The sequence below is a fragment of the Lysobacter sp. CA199 genome (assembly GCF_052078715.1).
GTDB lineage: Bacteria > Pseudomonadota > Gammaproteobacteria > Xanthomonadales > Xanthomonadaceae > Lysobacter.
On sequence record NZ_JBQJIL010000013.1, the window covers coordinates 247,085 to 261,711 of the forward strand.

General features: G+C 60.7%; 15 protein-coding genes and 1 pseudogene. 15 read left to right on the forward strand and 1 reads right to left on the reverse strand.

Going from position 1 to position 14,627, the window contains the following annotated elements:
• The first annotated feature begins 344 nt into the window (after positions 1 to 344).
• From ACTOWJ_RS23680 to ACTOWJ_RS23750, 15 genes are all read left to right on the forward strand, one after another.
• Positions 345 to 779, forward strand: a complete 435-nt coding sequence (locus ACTOWJ_RS23680) for a hypothetical protein (RefSeq protein ID WP_441337072.1) — start codon at positions 345 to 347, stop codon at positions 777 to 779.
• A 95-nt stretch (positions 780 to 874) separates the two neighbouring features.
• Positions 875 to 1,930, forward strand: a complete 1,056-nt coding sequence (locus ACTOWJ_RS23685) for a virB8 family protein (protein ID WP_441337073.1) — start codon at positions 875 to 877, stop codon at positions 1,928 to 1,930.
• Positions 1,927 to 2,694, forward strand: a complete 768-nt coding sequence (locus tag ACTOWJ_RS23690; RefSeq protein WP_441337074.1) for a TrbG/VirB9 family P-type conjugative transfer protein — start codon at positions 1,927 to 1,929, stop codon at positions 2,692 to 2,694. The genes ACTOWJ_RS23685 and ACTOWJ_RS23690 overlap by 4 nt, the downstream gene beginning before the upstream one ends.
• Positions 2,691 to 3,926 carry a TrbI/VirB10 family protein gene (locus ACTOWJ_RS23695; RefSeq protein WP_441337075.1) on the forward strand — a complete coding sequence of 412 codons (1,236 nt, stop codon included), beginning with the start codon at positions 2,691 to 2,693 and terminating at the stop codon, positions 3,924 to 3,926. The genes ACTOWJ_RS23690 and ACTOWJ_RS23695 overlap by 4 nt, the downstream gene beginning before the upstream one ends.
• Positions 3,927 to 3,949: 23 nt before the next feature.
• Positions 3,950 to 4,990 carry a P-type DNA transfer ATPase VirB11 gene (gene virB11 / locus ACTOWJ_RS23700; protein WP_441337076.1) on the forward strand — a complete coding sequence of 347 codons (1,041 nt, stop codon included), beginning with the start codon at positions 3,950 to 3,952 and terminating at the stop codon, positions 4,988 to 4,990.
• Positions 4,991 to 5,143: 153 nt separating this feature from the next.
• Positions 5,144 to 5,986 (forward strand): lytic transglycosylase domain-containing protein, encoded by an 843-nt coding sequence (locus ACTOWJ_RS23705; RefSeq protein ID WP_441337098.1) that lies wholly within the window; start codon positions 5,144 to 5,146, stop codon positions 5,984 to 5,986.
• A gap of 125 nt (positions 5,987 to 6,111) precedes the next feature.
• On the forward strand, positions 6,112 to 6,483 hold the full coding sequence (locus tag ACTOWJ_RS23710; protein WP_441337077.1) for a TrbC/VirB2 family protein: 372 nt from the start codon (positions 6,112 to 6,114) through the stop codon (positions 6,481 to 6,483).
• Positions 6,476 to 6,784: a type IV secretion system protein VirB3 gene (locus ACTOWJ_RS23715; RefSeq protein WP_441337078.1), complete on the forward strand. Its 309-nt coding sequence runs from the start codon at positions 6,476 to 6,478 to the stop codon at positions 6,782 to 6,784. Before ACTOWJ_RS23710 ends, ACTOWJ_RS23715 begins: the two co-directional genes overlap by 8 nt.
• A gap of 127 nt (positions 6,785 to 6,911) precedes the next feature.
• Entirely contained in the window at positions 6,912 to 9,365 is a 2,454-nt protein-coding gene (locus tag ACTOWJ_RS23720; RefSeq protein ID WP_441337079.1) for a VirB4 family type IV secretion/conjugal transfer ATPase, read from the forward strand.
• Between the two features lie 93 nt (positions 9,366 to 9,458).
• Positions 9,459 to 10,226, forward strand: a complete 768-nt coding sequence (locus tag ACTOWJ_RS23725) for a hypothetical protein (RefSeq protein ID WP_441337080.1) — start codon at positions 9,459 to 9,461, stop codon at positions 10,224 to 10,226.
• Between the two features lie 49 nt (positions 10,227 to 10,275).
• Positions 10,276 to 11,043: a hypothetical protein gene (locus ACTOWJ_RS23730; RefSeq protein WP_441337081.1), complete on the forward strand. Its 768-nt coding sequence runs from the start codon at positions 10,276 to 10,278 to the stop codon at positions 11,041 to 11,043.
• Between the two features lie 97 nt (positions 11,044 to 11,140).
• Positions 11,141 to 12,229 (forward strand): type IV secretion system protein, encoded by a 1,089-nt coding sequence (locus ACTOWJ_RS23735; RefSeq protein WP_441337082.1) that lies wholly within the window; start codon positions 11,141 to 11,143, stop codon positions 12,227 to 12,229.
• Positions 12,230 to 12,436: 207 nt separating this feature from the next.
• Positions 12,437 to 12,931, forward strand: coding sequence for a DUF4189 domain-containing protein (locus ACTOWJ_RS23740; protein WP_441337099.1), 495 nt, complete (start codon positions 12,437 to 12,439; stop codon positions 12,929 to 12,931).
• 273 nt (positions 12,932 to 13,204) lie between these two features.
• The gene (locus ACTOWJ_RS23745) at positions 13,205 to 13,870 is read left to right on the forward strand and encodes a type IV secretion system protein (protein ID WP_441337083.1); all 666 of its coding nucleotides are present in this window, start codon (positions 13,205 to 13,207) and stop codon (positions 13,868 to 13,870) included.
• A gap of 42 nt (positions 13,871 to 13,912) precedes the next feature.
• Positions 13,913 to 14,326 carry a DUF4189 domain-containing protein gene (locus ACTOWJ_RS23750; protein ID WP_441337100.1) on the forward strand — a complete coding sequence of 138 codons (414 nt, stop codon included), beginning with the start codon at positions 13,913 to 13,915 and terminating at the stop codon, positions 14,324 to 14,326.
• Here ACTOWJ_RS23750 and ACTOWJ_RS23755 read toward each other — a convergent pair.
• Positions 14,323 to 14,499 (reverse strand): annotated as a pseudogene (locus tag ACTOWJ_RS23755) (integrase core domain-containing protein); the annotation flags it as partial. The gene ACTOWJ_RS23750 and the pseudogene ACTOWJ_RS23755 sit on opposite strands and share 4 nt — an antisense overlap.
• Positions 14,500 to 14,627 lie beyond the last annotated feature (128 nt).

Consider the following 14,627-nt stretch of genomic DNA (forward strand, 5'->3'; position numbering starts at 1 on the left):
CCCACTTGTCGTAAGCTTCAGGTTCGGACTACTCTTTGGGTACGAGTGTCACTAGCGCTCGGAAGAGTTAGTCGATAGTAGGGGGAGTTCATGGACAGAACGAACATCGTGAGCCGTGCATCCGGCGTGGCCATGTCGTCGCGACCCGGCACAAAGCGGGCTGACGTTACGCACCCGCGCGCGCAAAGCGTGTCCTTTGTCTCAGTTTGGTCGGCCTTTGCTTGGCCGCCTCAATTCCGATAACACCGCAAACACGGTGCCATGCGCACGTGGCCGAATACGCCCGCGCCCAGGCACCGTCCGGACGACTGCGGGTACAAGATCAACCTATGGCAGGGGAAAGCGTGAGAAATTCAATTGCAATCAGCCCGCGTCTGTTGACCGCGATTCTGCTGGCGGTGGCGCTGACGGGCTGCGGTACTCGCCCCGCGGCGGACTTCGGCGGCCGTTGGAAGCCGGTGAACCGTTACGCCGAAATTCCCGACGAGATTCCGCTGCACAAGTCGTACGTGTTCTACCCGTCGCCGATGGACGGCACGCTCAAGAACATGCTCACGCGCTGGGCCAAGGATTCGAACATGAAGCTGGATTACCAGCACTATTCGGATTTCACCCTGCACCAGGGCGTATCCCAGATCAACACCACCAGCCTGCCCGACGCGGTCGCGCAGCTGAACACCGCGTACGGCGGCCACGGTGTGGTCATCGCGCGCGAGGGCGACCAGATCGTGGTGCGTTCGGCGGTTTCGGCACCGGCCGCGGCGGCGCCTTCTCCCTGATCGTCCGATCGTCCGCGCCGGCGGAGACATCGCGCTGATCGGGTCCGGATCCGATCGGCGCGCCGCGAACTTCCATCGTTATGGATGCAACATAGATGTTCGGAAAAAAGAACGTAACTCCGCAGGTGGAAAACGCCGTCGCCAAGGCGGTGAATTTCGAGGTCACCGTCGCCGATCTGGCGCGGCGCAGCGAGAAGCGCGCGTGGATGGTGGCCTTCGCGTCCATCATCATGTCGCTGATCCTTGCCGGCGGTTATTTCTACTTCCTGCCGCTGAAGGAGAAGGTGCCGTACCTGGTCATGGCCGACGCCTACACCGGCACGGCCACGGTCGCGCGGCTGCGCGACGACTTCAGCCAGAACAGCATCACCTCCAGCGAGGCGATCAATAAGAGCAACATCTCGCACTTCGTGATGGCTCGCGAATCCTTCGATTACTCGCAGATCGGCGACCGCGATTGGGCGACGGTGTTCGCGATGGCTACGCCGTCAGTGAGCAGGTCCTACGAAAACGTCTTTTCGAAACTCAATCCGAACAACCCGATCACCCTGTTCGGCAAGAACAAGACGGTTCGCGTACGCATCCTGAGCATCCAACTGCACGCCGGCGACGGCGCTACCAAGACCGCCTCGGTGCGTTTCCAGCGTAGCCTGTTCAGCAAGGAAACCGGCGGACAGACACCGATCGACAGCAAGATCGCCGCGATCGAGTACACCTACAAGTCGAATCTGAAGATGGACGACGCCAACCGCGTCCTCAATCCGATGGGCTTCCAGGTCACCAGCTACCGCGTCGACAACGATTACGCGCCGTCGCCGCCGATTGCGCCGGAGTACCCGGTGGGTTCGGCGCCGGCCACCGCGGGCGCCACGCCTCCGGTACCGTCAATCGATCCGGCGACCGGCCTGCCGGTTCCAAGCGCGACGCCCCCCGCGCCCACGGCGCCCGCGATCGACCCGGCCACCGGCCAGCCGATTCCCGGCGCGGCTCCGGCTCCGGCCGCGTATCCGCCGGGCACCGTGCCGCCGCAACCCGGCGTCGCCCCGCAACCCGGCGTCGCGCCGGTCCCGAATCCCGCCCAGCCGGCTGGCACGCCGGCGGCACCTGCACCCGCACCGACCGGTACTGCGAATGGAGTCAGCACCCGATGAACTGCTTGCGTAAACACAGTCTGATCGCCCTATTTTTGTTGGCGGTCTCCGGTCTGGCCTTGCCTGCCTCGGCGCAGGTGGTACAGGAGTATGAGTACGAGGCCAACCGCATCTATCAGGTGCGTACCGGCTTGGGTATCACCACTCAGATCGAATTGAGCCCCAGCGAAAACATCCTCGACTACAGCACCGGTTTCAGCAGCGGCTGGGATCTGAGCCGTCGCGACAACATCTTCTATCTGAAGCCGAAGAACACCGACGTCGACACCAACATGATGATCCGGACTACGACGCACTCGTACATCCTGGAACTGAAGGTGGTGGCGACCGACTGGCGCGTGCTCGAGCAGGCCAAGCAGGCCGGCGTGCAGTACAAGATCAAGTTCGTGTATCCCAACGGCACCGAGTTCTCCAAGGCGCAGGAAAGCACCGCACAGGTGAGCACGGAGTTGAACACGACGCTGGACAAGAACCGCGTCTACAACTTCGATTACCAATTTTCCAGCCGCAAGAAGCAATCCTGGCTGGTGCCCAGCAACGTGTACGACGACGGCCAGTTTACCTACGTCAAGATCAGCGGCCTCAAGAACTTGCCGACCGGCAATTTCCCGGCGGTGTTCGGACGCGAGCGCGAAGGCAGCGAAGATTTCGTCGTCAACACCACGGTCGAGGGCAACACGATCGTGATTCACGGCACATACCCCTACTTGATCATCCGTCACGGCAATAACGTCGTCGGTCTGCGCAGGAAGAAGCAGAAATGAGCCAGAACATGCCTCCCAATCAGCCGGGTCAGCCCGACAACGGCACTCCGCAGGAAGGCGGCAGCTACGGCTACGCCGGCTCCAATCCCTATTACGGCCAGCAAGGCGGTGGTGGCGCGGCCGGTTCGCCGGATCTGGACGCCAACGCGCCGATGCTCAAAAGCACCGACGTGCAGCGCCTGAATCGAAAGGCGTTGTTGTTCCTCGGCGGAATCGTGCTGCTGTTGCTGGTCGGCGCATTCTTCCTGCTCAAGAGCGCCACTTCCGGTGACGATGAGCCGAAGAAGGTCGACGAAGAAGTCGTCAATGTGCCCGAGGCGCCGGTAGGCACCCAGCCGCCGCCGTTGCCGCCGTTGCCGCCGACTCCGCCGGACCCGATCGATGTGGTGCAGTCGCCGTCCGCACCCCCGCCGGCTTCGTCGCAGGATATCGCCGCGGCTCAAGGCGAGCAGCGCGACCGCGGCCCGTCTCTGCTGGAACGCCGCATGCTGGGCGAGGGTGGCTCGAACCAGGGCAACCCCGAGGACGCAGGTGTGTCGGCCGATCAGCAGTACATGGCGTCGCTGATCGCCCAGCAGCAGGGCGGAGGACAGGCAGCGGCGGCCAAGCCCGACCGAGAGATCGCTTCGGCGCAGCCGCTGTACAACCCCGATACGCTGTTGCTGCGCGGTACCTACATCCGCTGCGTGATGGAAACCCGAATCGTCACCGACATCCCGGGCTTCTCGTCCTGCGTGGTCACCGAGCCGATTTACTCGGTCAACGGCCGCCGCCTGCTGTTGCCGAAGGGCTCGAAGGTCTCCGGCCGTTACCAGGGCAATGCTGGCGACCTCAAGCGTGTCGCCGTGTTGTGGGATCGCATCACCACGCCGACCGGTCTGGACGTGAACATGGCAAGCCCGGGTGTCGACAACCTCGGCGGCGCGGGTGTTCCGGGCCAATACGACGCGCATTGGGGCAGCCGCATCGCCTCGGCGCTGTTGATCAGCCTGATCAGCGACGCCTTCAAGTACGCCGCGGCCGACAACGGCCCGGAAAGCACCACGGTGACCAACGGTGGCACCGTGATCACCCAGCCGTATGAAAGCAACACCGCGCGTGCGATGGAGCGTCTGGCCAACCAGGCGGTCGACAAGAGCGTGAACCGTCCGGCGACGATCACCGTCAATCAGGGTTCGATCGTGAACATCTACGTCGCCAAGGACGTGGACTTCTCCTCGGTCCTGCGCTGAGCGGAACAAGGCAAGCACTGGCAATGGATTCAGACAATTCACCGATAGCACAGGTTTCCAACGACTTCCTGGAGTATCAGTACCAGGTACTCGGCATCCTGGAGTACATGAGCTCCCCGGATGTCACGGAAATCTGCATCAACCGGCCGGGTGAGCTGTACCTGGAAACCCGTGCCGGTTGGCAGCGCCTGGAAGTGCCGAGCCTGAATTTCGAGCGGGCCCGGCAGTTCTGCACCGCGGTGGTCAACGAGAGCAACACCGGGCAGCGCATCACCGATGCCGATCCGGTGGTCTCGTTGACCTTTCCGACCGGGCAGCGCGCGCAGTTCGTGATTCCGCCGGCCTGCGACGCGGGCAAGGTCTCGATCACCATCCGTCTGCCGTCCAAGCACAACAAGACCCTGCAGCAGTATCAGGAAGACGGATTCTTCGAGCAGATCCTGGAGACGACCGCGTCGGTCAGCGAGCACGACCGCGAGCTGCTGGAGATCCGTGCCCAGCGCAACTACGCCGAGTTCTTCAAGAAAGCGGTGCAATACAAGAAGAACATCGTCGTCGCCGGCGCCACCGGCAGCGGCAAGACCACCTTCATGAAATCGCTGGTCGGTCACATTCCCGACTACGAGCGCCTGGTGACCATCGAAGACGCCCGTGAGCTCTTCATCACCCAGCCCAATGTCGTGCACTTGCTCTACTCGAAAGGTGGACAAAGCACGAGCAACGTGACGGCCAAGAGTTGTATGGAAGCCTGCCTGCGCATGAAGCCGGACCGGATCATCCTGGCCGAGTTGCGCGGCGACGAATCCTTCTACTTCATTCGCAATTGCGCGTCCGGTCATCCGGGGTCCATCACCAGCTGCCACGCTGGCAGCACGGCCCAGACCTGGGACCAGCTTTCGCTGATGGTGAAGGCCTCGGCCGAGGGGTCCGGCCTGGAGTTCGCGGTGATCAAGCGCTTGTTGCAGCTGACGATCGATATCGTCGTCCACATCAAGGCCCATGCGGGGCAGCGCTACATCACCGGCATCGACTTCAGTCCGGAGCGCCAGCTGGCCGCGAACTGACGGCGGCGGGCGGGGTGTCGTTGACAAAGCTGGCTGGAACGTGAATGATTATGTCGGCGATTTGGGTTCGCAGCCTTGTCGCTATCCGTTTTATAATGGGAAGGACACAACGCCAAGGCTGGCGCAGGGGGGGACTAGGGAATGTTGCCCGGTATTGAACTGACAAATTGCACGGGCTTGGCGGTTCCGCACGAAGTGATGCATCACGTCGTGCGCGTGGAATCGTCTTTCAATCCCTATGCCATCGGCGTAGTGGGTGGCCGTCTGGTGCGCCAGCCCAAGAACCTTCCCGAAGCCGTCGCCACCGTGCGCATGCTTGAGCGCCGCGGTTACAACTTTTCCCTCGGCGTCGCCCAGGTCAATCGCTACAACCTCGGCAAGTACGGCCTGGACTCCTACGAGAAGGCCTTCGACGTCTGTCCGAACCTGCAGGCCGGCTCGCGCATCCTGGCCGAGTGCTACACGCGCTCGCAGGACTGGGGCAAATCTTTCAGTTGCTATTACTCCGGTAACTTCACCACCGGTTTCCGCCACGGTTACGTGCAGAAGATCTATGCGTCGATGCGCGGCAGCCAGGCCGGCGCTTCCGGCGTCGAGGCCATCGCGGTGATCGGCGATCCCAAGCAGCCGTCCACCGGCGCTCCCAAGATCGCGGCGATGGCTCCGGCGGTCTATGCGCCTGCTCGCCGCAGCGCGTCCTCCCGCACCGAGGCCCTGATCGCCTCGCGCGTGCGCGAGCCCGATACCGCCGCGACCCAGGCCGCCGCCTCGGCGGCGATGCTCGCCGCGGTCGCTCAGCCCTCAGCCAACCTTATCGCGAACCTGCCGATGGCCGCCGCCGCTCAGCCGGCGCCGATGGCGCCCAGCATGGCCGCGGCCGTACCGCAGTTGCAGCAACCGGTCAGCGTCTCGCTGATGCGCGGGCCGGCGGCCAATGCGCCCGCGCGCCCACCCGCGCAACCGCCTTCGCAAGGCGACCAGGCCTTCGTTTTCTAGTCGGCCGCTTCAGTTGCATCCGTGTCCTCATTTGTACCCGTATCGATCCAAGCGTTTCCCCTCCACCGACGCGTCACCCACGTACCTAGCTCGACTTCGCCCACAACGAACAGAAGGGATATCTCATGAACTCCAACGTTTACTTCAAGAACTTCCTGTCGGCTTTCGCCATGGCCACCGTTTTCGTCGTCATGTTGATGCTGCCGGAAGTCAGCTTCGCGCAGACGGCTGAGACGCGCGTCGGCGGCTTCCTGACCAAATTGAACGGCCTGCTGAACATTGCCTCGGTCGCGATCGTCACCATCGCGGTGATCTTCGCCGGTTACCAGATCGCCTTCGCTCACAAGCGCATCGCCGACGTCGCTCCGGTTCTGATCGGCGGCTTCCTGATCGGCGCGGCCGCGCAGCTGGCCAAGATGGTCATTCCGGACAACGTCGGCTCGGAAGTCAAGTCCGGCGCGATGATGGCGATGTCGCTGCTGCAGAACTATGCATAAGAACGTGCTGTTCCGGGGCTGTACGCGCCCGCCCATGTTTTTGGGCGTGCCGTACGTCCCGTTCACGTTCGGAGCGGGCGCCTGCCTGCTGCTGACGTTCTACATCGACATGTTCTGCATTCTTTTGTTGCCGGTCGTGATCTTCATCATGCGTCAGATGGCACGTCGCGATGAAATGATCTTCCGCCTGCTCGGCTTGCGCCTGCAGTTCCGCATGAAGATGCGGAACCTGCAGCAACACCAGGGTATGTGGGTGTTTACGCCCAACTACTATCGCAATCCGGGCGACAAGAAAGGCTGATGCTGACCGCAGCCGCCATGCGCCCCGCGCATGGTGGCTGCAACCGGCTTGGGGCGTCGCGTTGACGCCTCATCGCCGGTAGCGATACCCGATTCGTTCCCATCCCTACGGATACGCCACCGACTTCATGTTCACGCCCGATACCCCCGTCAGCGAGTTCATACCGCTGTCCACGCATGTGGCGCCCACCGTGCTCAAGACCACCGGTGGCGATTTCCTGTTGGTGTGGCGCCTGGGCGGCTTGCCGTTCGTCGGCCGCGAGGAGTGGGAGCTCGAACATCGTCATAACACCTTCAACCGCCTGCTGCAGACCCTGCGCGCGCCGGATTTCACCAACGTGGCGTTCTGGGTGCACGATATGCGCCGCCGCCGCCGCATCAGCACCGACAACAAGTTCGGCCAGATCTTCAATCAGGACCTGTCCGACGGCTACTTCGCCTCGTTGTCCGCGCAGAAGCTGATGCAGAACGAGTTGTACCTGACGATGATTTATCGCCCCATCGTCGGCAGCAAGCGATTCTCCGAAAAGGCGACCGACACGCAGCGTCTGCAGGATCTGCAGGACGAAGCCATCAACAAGACCCTTGAACTGGCCGGCAACGTCGAAGCGGTGATCAAGGACTACGCACCCATCCGCCTGAGCATGTACGAGGCCAAGAACGGCGTCGTGTTCTCCGAGGCGCTGGAATTCTTCGGTTACCTGCTCAACCGCCTGGATGAGCCGGTGCCGGTGCTCAACGCGCCGGTCTATAACTACCTGCCGGTGAGCCGTCTGACCTTCTCGGCCAAGTCCGGCGATTTCGTCGTCACCACGCCGACCGGCGCCAACCATTTCGGCGCTATCTTGAATATCAAGGAGTATGCCGAGGGCACCTATCCCGGCATTCTCAACGGGTTGAAGTATCTCGATTTCGAATACGTCATCACCCATTCCTTCAGCCCCATGGGCCGTCAGGACGCGCTCAAGGCGCTCGACCGCACCAAGGGCATGATGGTGTCCTCCGGCGACAAGGCGGTCAGTCAGATCATCGAGCTCGACTACGCGATGGACCAGCTCGCTTCGGGCAACTTCGTGCTCGGCGAGTATCACTTCACCTTCGCCGTCTACGCCGACAGCCAGGAAAAGCTGGCCGCGCAGGTCGCCGCCGCGCGCGCCGAACTGTCCAACGCCGGTTTCGTTTCGGCCAAGGAAGACTTGGCGGTCACCTCGTCCTTCTATTCGCAGTTCCCGGGCAACTGGAAGTACCGCACGCGCCTGGCCAACGTCAGCTCGCTGAACTTCCTCGGCCTGTCGCCGCTGCATAACTTCGCCACCGGCAAACAGCACAACAATCCCTGGGGCGATTCGGTTACCACGCTGCAGACCACCAACGGTCAGCCGTATTACTTCAATTTCCACGCCACCCATCCTGCCGAGAATTCGCTCGGCGAGAAGGCGATCGCCAACACCATGGTGATCGGAAAGTCCGGTACCGGTAAGACCGCGCTGATCAACTTCCTGCTCAGCCAGGTGCAGAAGCTCAAGCCGACGCCGACCATCTTCTTCTTCGATAAGGATCGCGGCGCGGAGATCTTCGTGCGCGCCTGCGGCGGCAACTACCTCGCGCTCGACAACGGCCAGCCGACCGGCTTCAACCCGTTCCAGTGCGAGAACAACGAGGAGAACACCCAGTTCCTCTCGGACCTGATCAAGGTGCTGGCCAACAAGAGCCAGTACTCGGCGCGCGAGGACGAGGATATCTACCGCGCGGTCGAGAACATCCTCGACACGCCGATGCACCTGCGCAGCATGACCAACCTGCAGAAGAGCCTGCCCAACATGGGCGACGACGGCCTGTATGCGCGCCTGCGCAAGTGGACCGCGGGCAATTCGCTGGGCTGGGTGTTCGACAACCCGGTCGACACGATCAACCTCGAGAAGGCCAACATCATCGGCTTCGACTACACCGAGGTGCTCGAAAACGCCGAGGTCCGGGTCCCGGTCATCAACTATTTGCTGCACCGTCTGGAGCAATTGATCGACGGACGCCCGCTAATCTACGTCATGGACGAGTTCTGGAAGATTCTCGACGGCGGCGGCGCCCTCAAGGATTTCGCCAAGAACAAGCAGAAGACCATCCGTAAGCAGAACGGCCTGGGCATTTTCGCCACGCAGAGCCCGGAAGATGCGCTGGCCAGCGACATCTCCGCCTCGCTGATCGAACAGACCGCCACGCTGATCCTGTTGCCCAATCCGAACGCCAACCGTGAGGACTACATCGAGGGCCTCAAGCTCACCGATGCCGAGTACGAAGTGGTGCGCAGCCTGGACGAGCGTTCGCGCTGCTTTCTGGTCAAGCAGGGCCACGCGGCGACGGTCTGCCAGCTCAACCTGCGCGGCATGGACGACGCCCTGGCGGTGATCTCGGCGTCGACCGACAACATCGAAATCATGCACGACGTTCTGGAAAAAGCCGCCGCCAAGGCCGGCATAAGCCAGGACGACCTGACCCCGGAGCAGTGGCTGGCCGATTTCTATGCCAACCGCAAGGGTTCGGGCAAGGGCAAGCCGGCTGCCGAAGGGCGGACGGCGCGGGCCTGACCCCTGTCGGGGCAGATGCCCGTTTTACCGGTAAGCAAACGCAGTAACGTCGTCCGCCGCAGGATGGGGCGGATACCTAAGGAGAATCGACCGATGCACGTCAAATCTTCCGTTTGGTCAATGCTGCCCGCGCTGCTGATCGGCGTGGGCGCACTGTTGCTGCCTCGCCCCGCGCAGGCGCAGCTGTGCTACCTCGTGTATGGCTACCCGGTCGGCTTGTGCGCCAGCGAGCCCACCCAGTGGGCCAATCAGGGTGTCCTGCTCAAGAACGTGGAGCAGGAGTTCGGCAAGTACACTCAGATGCAGAAGCAGCTGCAGGCGGAGAAAGACAAGCTCGCTGCAATGAGTATTGGCAGCTTCGGCCTCGACCTCAACGCCGGCGAGCGCATCAAGATCAGCGAACTCAAGCAGCGCGATCTCAGCTACGGCATCGAGACTTGCCAGAAGGGCAAGAGCAGCGTCGCCGAGGACCAGCTCAAGTGGTGCAGGAAGGGCGTGGAAATCACCAATCGCCGTTTTAACGCGATGGTGCAGATGTTCAAGGACATCGATGCGCGCGATGCCGATATTCGCAAGCTTCAGGAGAATCGAAAGAGCATTCCCGCCAGCGATATCGGCAAGCTGATGAAGAACGACGCGGCTGTTGCGGGATTGAAAGCGCAGTTGGAAGTCGACATGCAGAACAACGTCGCATTGATGAAAGCCTACGAATCGATGTTGGAGGCTGTGGACGGCGAAATGTCCTTGCTTGCCAGCAAGGCATTGATCAACAAGAAGACCGGCAAGGACGCGATCGGGTCGGCCGTGCAAGGTGTGGCATTGGCTGCGGGTTTGCAAGCAGCGAAGTCGCGCGACCTTTAAGCCTCACAGACCCTCCCGATCGTCTTCAAACTTTCAAGGACCAACGACCATGAACCATGAATCTTCGTCCCGCTTCTCCGCTACCGGCCTGAGCCTGGCGCTGTCCGTGGCTCTCGGTGTCGCCGCGCTGACGCCGGCGCCGGCGCATGCCTACCTGGCATCGGAAATCACTCAGATCGCCAACAAGATCCAGCTCGGTATCCAGAAAGCCAAGCTGGTCCAGCAGCTCACCGAGCTGAAGCAGCAGGTGCAGACGCTGACCGATACCTACAATTCGTTGAATATCGGCAACTTCAATCTCAAAGCCGCCGCGGGTTTCCGCGAGCAGAAGATCGAAGAGCTGCAGGAGCGCGGCGTCAATCAGGACATGGATGTGCTTTGCCAGATGGGCAAGACCGGCGTCGCCACAGAGCAGTACAAGATCTGCCAGCGCATCGTCCAGGTGCGCAACCTGCGTTTCAACGTGATGGTCAAGATGCTCAAGGACGTCGAAAAGCGCGATAAGCAGGTCCAGGATCTGGTCAGCAATCGCGACGGCATCACTGGTTCGCAAGATAACGGCAAGGTGCTCACCAATACCAATCAGGCCGGCCAGCTGTCGGCGCAGATGTCTGCCGACTTCCAGAACGGCAAGTACATGCTCGATGCATACACGGCAGTGCTGGAGGCGCTGAACGACGACATGATCGCGCAGGCCGAGAAGGCGCTGAAGAACAAGAAGGACAAGGGCGACATCCTGGGCAACATCGCTTCGACCGTGGTTCAAGGCGCGGCTTTGGAGGCGGGTCTCCTGTTGGCTAGGCAGCGCGATCTTTGATACGCACCGCCGCGTGAGACGCGCGGCGGCCAGTAGTGCAACGGCAAATAGAAGCAGAGCGGCCGGGTAGGCCCGGATCGACGGAGACGGAAGGCGTATGGACAGTCACATGGTGTCGTTGGGGGCCGGTTCCTTGTTGGACTGGATGCATATGCAGGCAGGAGATCTGCCGGCCATGGCGTTCTTCGCCCTGATCAAGAATCATCTGGACACGGTAATCGCGGCTTACCAGGATCGCTTGCTCGATCGCGTGGGCAAGATCATCGGCGCATTCGCGGCGACGGCGGTGACCCTGTGGATCGTCGTGCAAGGCTTCCGCATCGCCACGGGCCAGTCGCGCGAGCCGATGATGGGCCTGGTGGTGAACTCGCTGAAGTCGGTGCTGATCGTGGGGATCGCGCTGTCTGCCGCGGTGACCGCCGACAGGAGCTACAGCGCGCTGACCGACGGTCTGTCCAGCGTGGTGCGTCAGGTCATGACCGGACGCGACGACGAAGGCCCGTACGAGGACATGGACAAGATCCTGGGCGTGCTGCAGGTCGGCCTGGAGACGGTGGACTCCGTGGACGTCGGCGACAGCCTGATGACCAACGAAACCAAACAGAAGTCCATGGACATGATCGGCGTAGGCCTGGGGGCTCCGGTCATCATGGCCATGATCGCGATGATGCTGAATAAGATCGCTATGGCTCTGTTCATAGGCACCGGGCCATTCTTCATCCTGTGTCTGCTGTTCGATCAGACCAAGGCCTTGTTCCAAAAATGGTTGTTCTTCGGTATCGCGACCATGATGACGATGGCGGTGCTGATAACCATGACGACCATCGCGATCGACATGACCTTGGCGGTGGGCGGTGCGTTCTGGGTCACGAACAGGTTTGGACTTGGGTCAGAAAGCTTGATGAGCATGGCCCTGCAGCAGGGCGGTCTGGGTATGATCCTGTCGGCATTGATCATCACCGCGCCGCCGATGGCAGGCATGTTCTTCAACGGTGTGATGGGTTCGTACTACGGCACCAATAACTTCCCGGGTCAGTCCGCGGGTGGTGGCGGTGGTGGTGGCGGTAATGCGCCGGCCAATAGCTATCGTCCGGGATCGCCGGGATATCAGCCACCGCCGGTGGCACCGGTGAGGGAGCAGGTAACCAGAGAACAAACAAGCCGTGGCCAAGGCGGGGCGCATTAGTTGACAACCCGAATTAGGCACGCAATCGCGCTAGTAACGATTGAGTCTCATGTGTTGCTCCTGCGCCAAATTGAGGTTTTAGTGGCATGGCCAGAGTAGGGCGGAGTTGCGCGGTGGTAGTGGCAGTTTGGATTGGCTTTTAACGATGCCTAATTTGAGGGCGCTGATATGAAGACTTTATTTTTCTTTTGTACTGCCCTTTCTTTGATGGTCCTCGTGCTTTTTACTCCGAGCGCTAAAGCTGACGCATGTCCTCAGGGCACCATAACCAATCCCGTTGGTGCTGGTGGTCAGCCACAGTGTGTTCCCGGAGCTAACCATCAAAACTGGGGAGGAGGGTCTTCAAACTCTGCCCCTAATGCTAAATGGGCCAGACGGTTTGGCGCGGTAGCTTATGACCCAGTAACTGGCGCAGTAGGTGTCTCAAGTGAAGAGAAGAGCAAGCGAAAGGCCCTCAATGCTGCTTTAGCGCACTGCAAATCCAAGGGTGGAGCTGCATGCGCAAAGAATATTGAGTATTTCGATCAATGCGTTGCTTCTGCTACGGGGCCTGGGACAAGTGGTGGATTTGTCTTTACATCTGCCAGCGCGGCTGAGGAGGGTCAGGCGTCAACCTATGCGATGGAAGATTGTAAGAAGGCTGGGACGACTAGCTGTAAGATTTTCTATTCTGGCTGTAGCTATCCAGAGCGCGTCCAATAGATAATGGGTCAGTAAAAAACGCCCCGTCGGGGCGTTTTTTTTTGAGCGGAATTGTGTGCGATTTTAGTGGGCGATGGCACGCTAGTTACGTTCTTATAGTTTTGGTGCCGTGGTATACGTCGACCTATTATCAAAGAAGTAATGCCCTTGCTTAGCTGATCGTCGGTATCGCTCTGTCGGCCGCGGTGACCGCCAACAGGAGCTACAGCGCGCTGACCCAGCGTGGTGCGTCAGGTCATGACCGGGCGCGATGACGGTGGCCCGTACAAGGACATGGACAAGATCCTGGGCGTGCTGCAGGTCGGCCTGGAGACGGTGGACTCCGTGGACGTCGGCGACAGCCTGATGACCAACGAAACCAAACAGAAGTCCATGGACATGATCGGCGTAGGCCTGGGGGCTCCGGTCATCATGGCCATGATCGCGATGATGCTGAATAAGATCGCTATGGCTCTGTTCATAGGCACCGGGCCATTCTTCATCCTGTGTCTGCTGTTCGATCAGACCAAGGCCTTGTTCCAAAAATGGTTGTTCTTCGGTATCGCGACCATGATGACGATGGCGGTGCTGATAACCATGACGACCATCGCGATCGACATGACCTTGGCGGTGGGCGGTGCGTTCTGGGTCACGAACAGGTTTGGACTTGGGGCAGAAAGCTTGATGAGCATGGCCCTGCAGCAGGGCGGTCTGGGTATGATCCTGTCGGCATTGATCATCACCGCGCCGCCGATGGCAGGCATGTTCTTCAGCGGCGTGATGGGTTCGTACTACGGCACCAATAACTTCCCGGGTCAGTCTGCGGGTGGTGGCGGTGGTGGCGGTGGTAATGCGCCGGCCAATACCTACCGTCCGGGTTCGGCGGGGTATACGCCGCCGCCGGTTGCGAATCAGACAAGACAAGATTCTGATAGTAAAAAATATAGCGGAGTGAGTTGATTCTGAATTGTGCCGTTAGGGGTCAGGAGATATGGAATGAAAATGCTTAGATGGCTCCCACTACTTGGCCTGCTCGTCGTTGGCGCCGCCTATGCTGATGGCTGCCCTGACGGCACGATTACCAACCCTATCGGTGCGGGCGGCCAGCCGCAGTGTGTTCCCGGAGCGAATCACCAAAATTGGGGCGGAAGCGGCTCGTCTGGTGGACCTAAATACGCGAGACGTTGGGGGGCATTCGCCGGAGACAGCGCTTCAGGCAAGATAGGACTTGCCGGCGGGATGCCAAGCAAACGAAAAGCGGAAAGGGCGGCTATAGCCCAATGCCAGTCCAAAGGCGGCGCGAACTGCAAGGTAGAGATGGCGTACTACGATCAATGCGGCGTAATGGCGTATGGCGGTGGTTACATGAATACTGACTGGCCTGCGTTAACTGGTCCAGAAGTAAAGTTAGTTTAAGCGGCTAAACGTGGATGTGCACTTGCGTTGGCAGGCATGAAGGCCTCGGGCGCTGGTGGTCTGTAGTTCAAGGCGCTGTGCGGTCGCACCGTGTTGTAGTGGCGTCGCCATTGTTCGATCACGACCTGGGCCTCGCGTAGGGTGTAGAAGATCTCACCGTTAAGCAGCTCATCGTGACTGGCCTGCGTTAACTGGTCCAGAAGTAAAGTTAGTTTAAGCGGCTAAACGTGGATGTGCACTTGCGTTGGCAGGCATGAAGGCCTCGGGCGCTGGTGGTCTGTAGTTCAAGGCGCTGTGCGGT

Bases quoted from the DNA above. Each gene is read 5' to 3' on its own strand.
- ACTOWJ_RS23735 (WP_441337082.1), top strand. From the start codon at position 11,141: ATGGACAGTCACATGGTGTCGTTGGGGGCCGGTTCCTTGTTGGACTGG.
- ACTOWJ_RS23720 (WP_441337079.1), top strand. From the start codon at position 6,912: ATGTTCACGCCCGATACCCCCGTCAGCGAGTTCATACCGCTGTCCACG.
- ACTOWJ_RS23750 (WP_441337100.1), top strand. From the start codon at position 13,913: ATGCTTAGATGGCTCCCACTACTTGGCCTGCTCGTCGTTGGCGCCGCC.
- virB11 (WP_441337076.1), top strand. From the start codon at position 3,950: ATGGATTCAGACAATTCACCGATAGCACAGGTTTCCAACGACTTCCTG.
- ACTOWJ_RS23685 (WP_441337073.1), top strand. From the start codon at position 875: ATGTTCGGAAAAAAGAACGTAACTCCGCAGGTGGAAAACGCCGTCGCC.
- ACTOWJ_RS23725 (WP_441337080.1), top strand. From the start codon at position 9,459: ATGCACGTCAAATCTTCCGTTTGGTCAATGCTGCCCGCGCTGCTGATC.
- ACTOWJ_RS23710 (WP_441337077.1), top strand. From the start codon at position 6,112: ATGAACTCCAACGTTTACTTCAAGAACTTCCTGTCGGCTTTCGCCATG.
- ACTOWJ_RS23740 (WP_441337099.1), top strand. From the start codon at position 12,437: ATGGTCCTCGTGCTTTTTACTCCGAGCGCTAAAGCTGACGCATGTCCT.
- ACTOWJ_RS23745 (WP_441337083.1), top strand. From the start codon at position 13,205: ATGGACAAGATCCTGGGCGTGCTGCAGGTCGGCCTGGAGACGGTGGAC.
- ACTOWJ_RS23715 (WP_441337078.1), top strand. From the start codon at position 6,476: ATGCATAAGAACGTGCTGTTCCGGGGCTGTACGCGCCCGCCCATGTTT.
- ACTOWJ_RS23695 (WP_441337075.1), top strand. From the start codon at position 2,691: ATGAGCCAGAACATGCCTCCCAATCAGCCGGGTCAGCCCGACAACGGC.
- ACTOWJ_RS23730 (WP_441337081.1), top strand. From the start codon at position 10,276: ATGAACCATGAATCTTCGTCCCGCTTCTCCGCTACCGGCCTGAGCCTG.
- ACTOWJ_RS23690 (WP_441337074.1), top strand. From the start codon at position 1,927: ATGAACTGCTTGCGTAAACACAGTCTGATCGCCCTATTTTTGTTGGCG.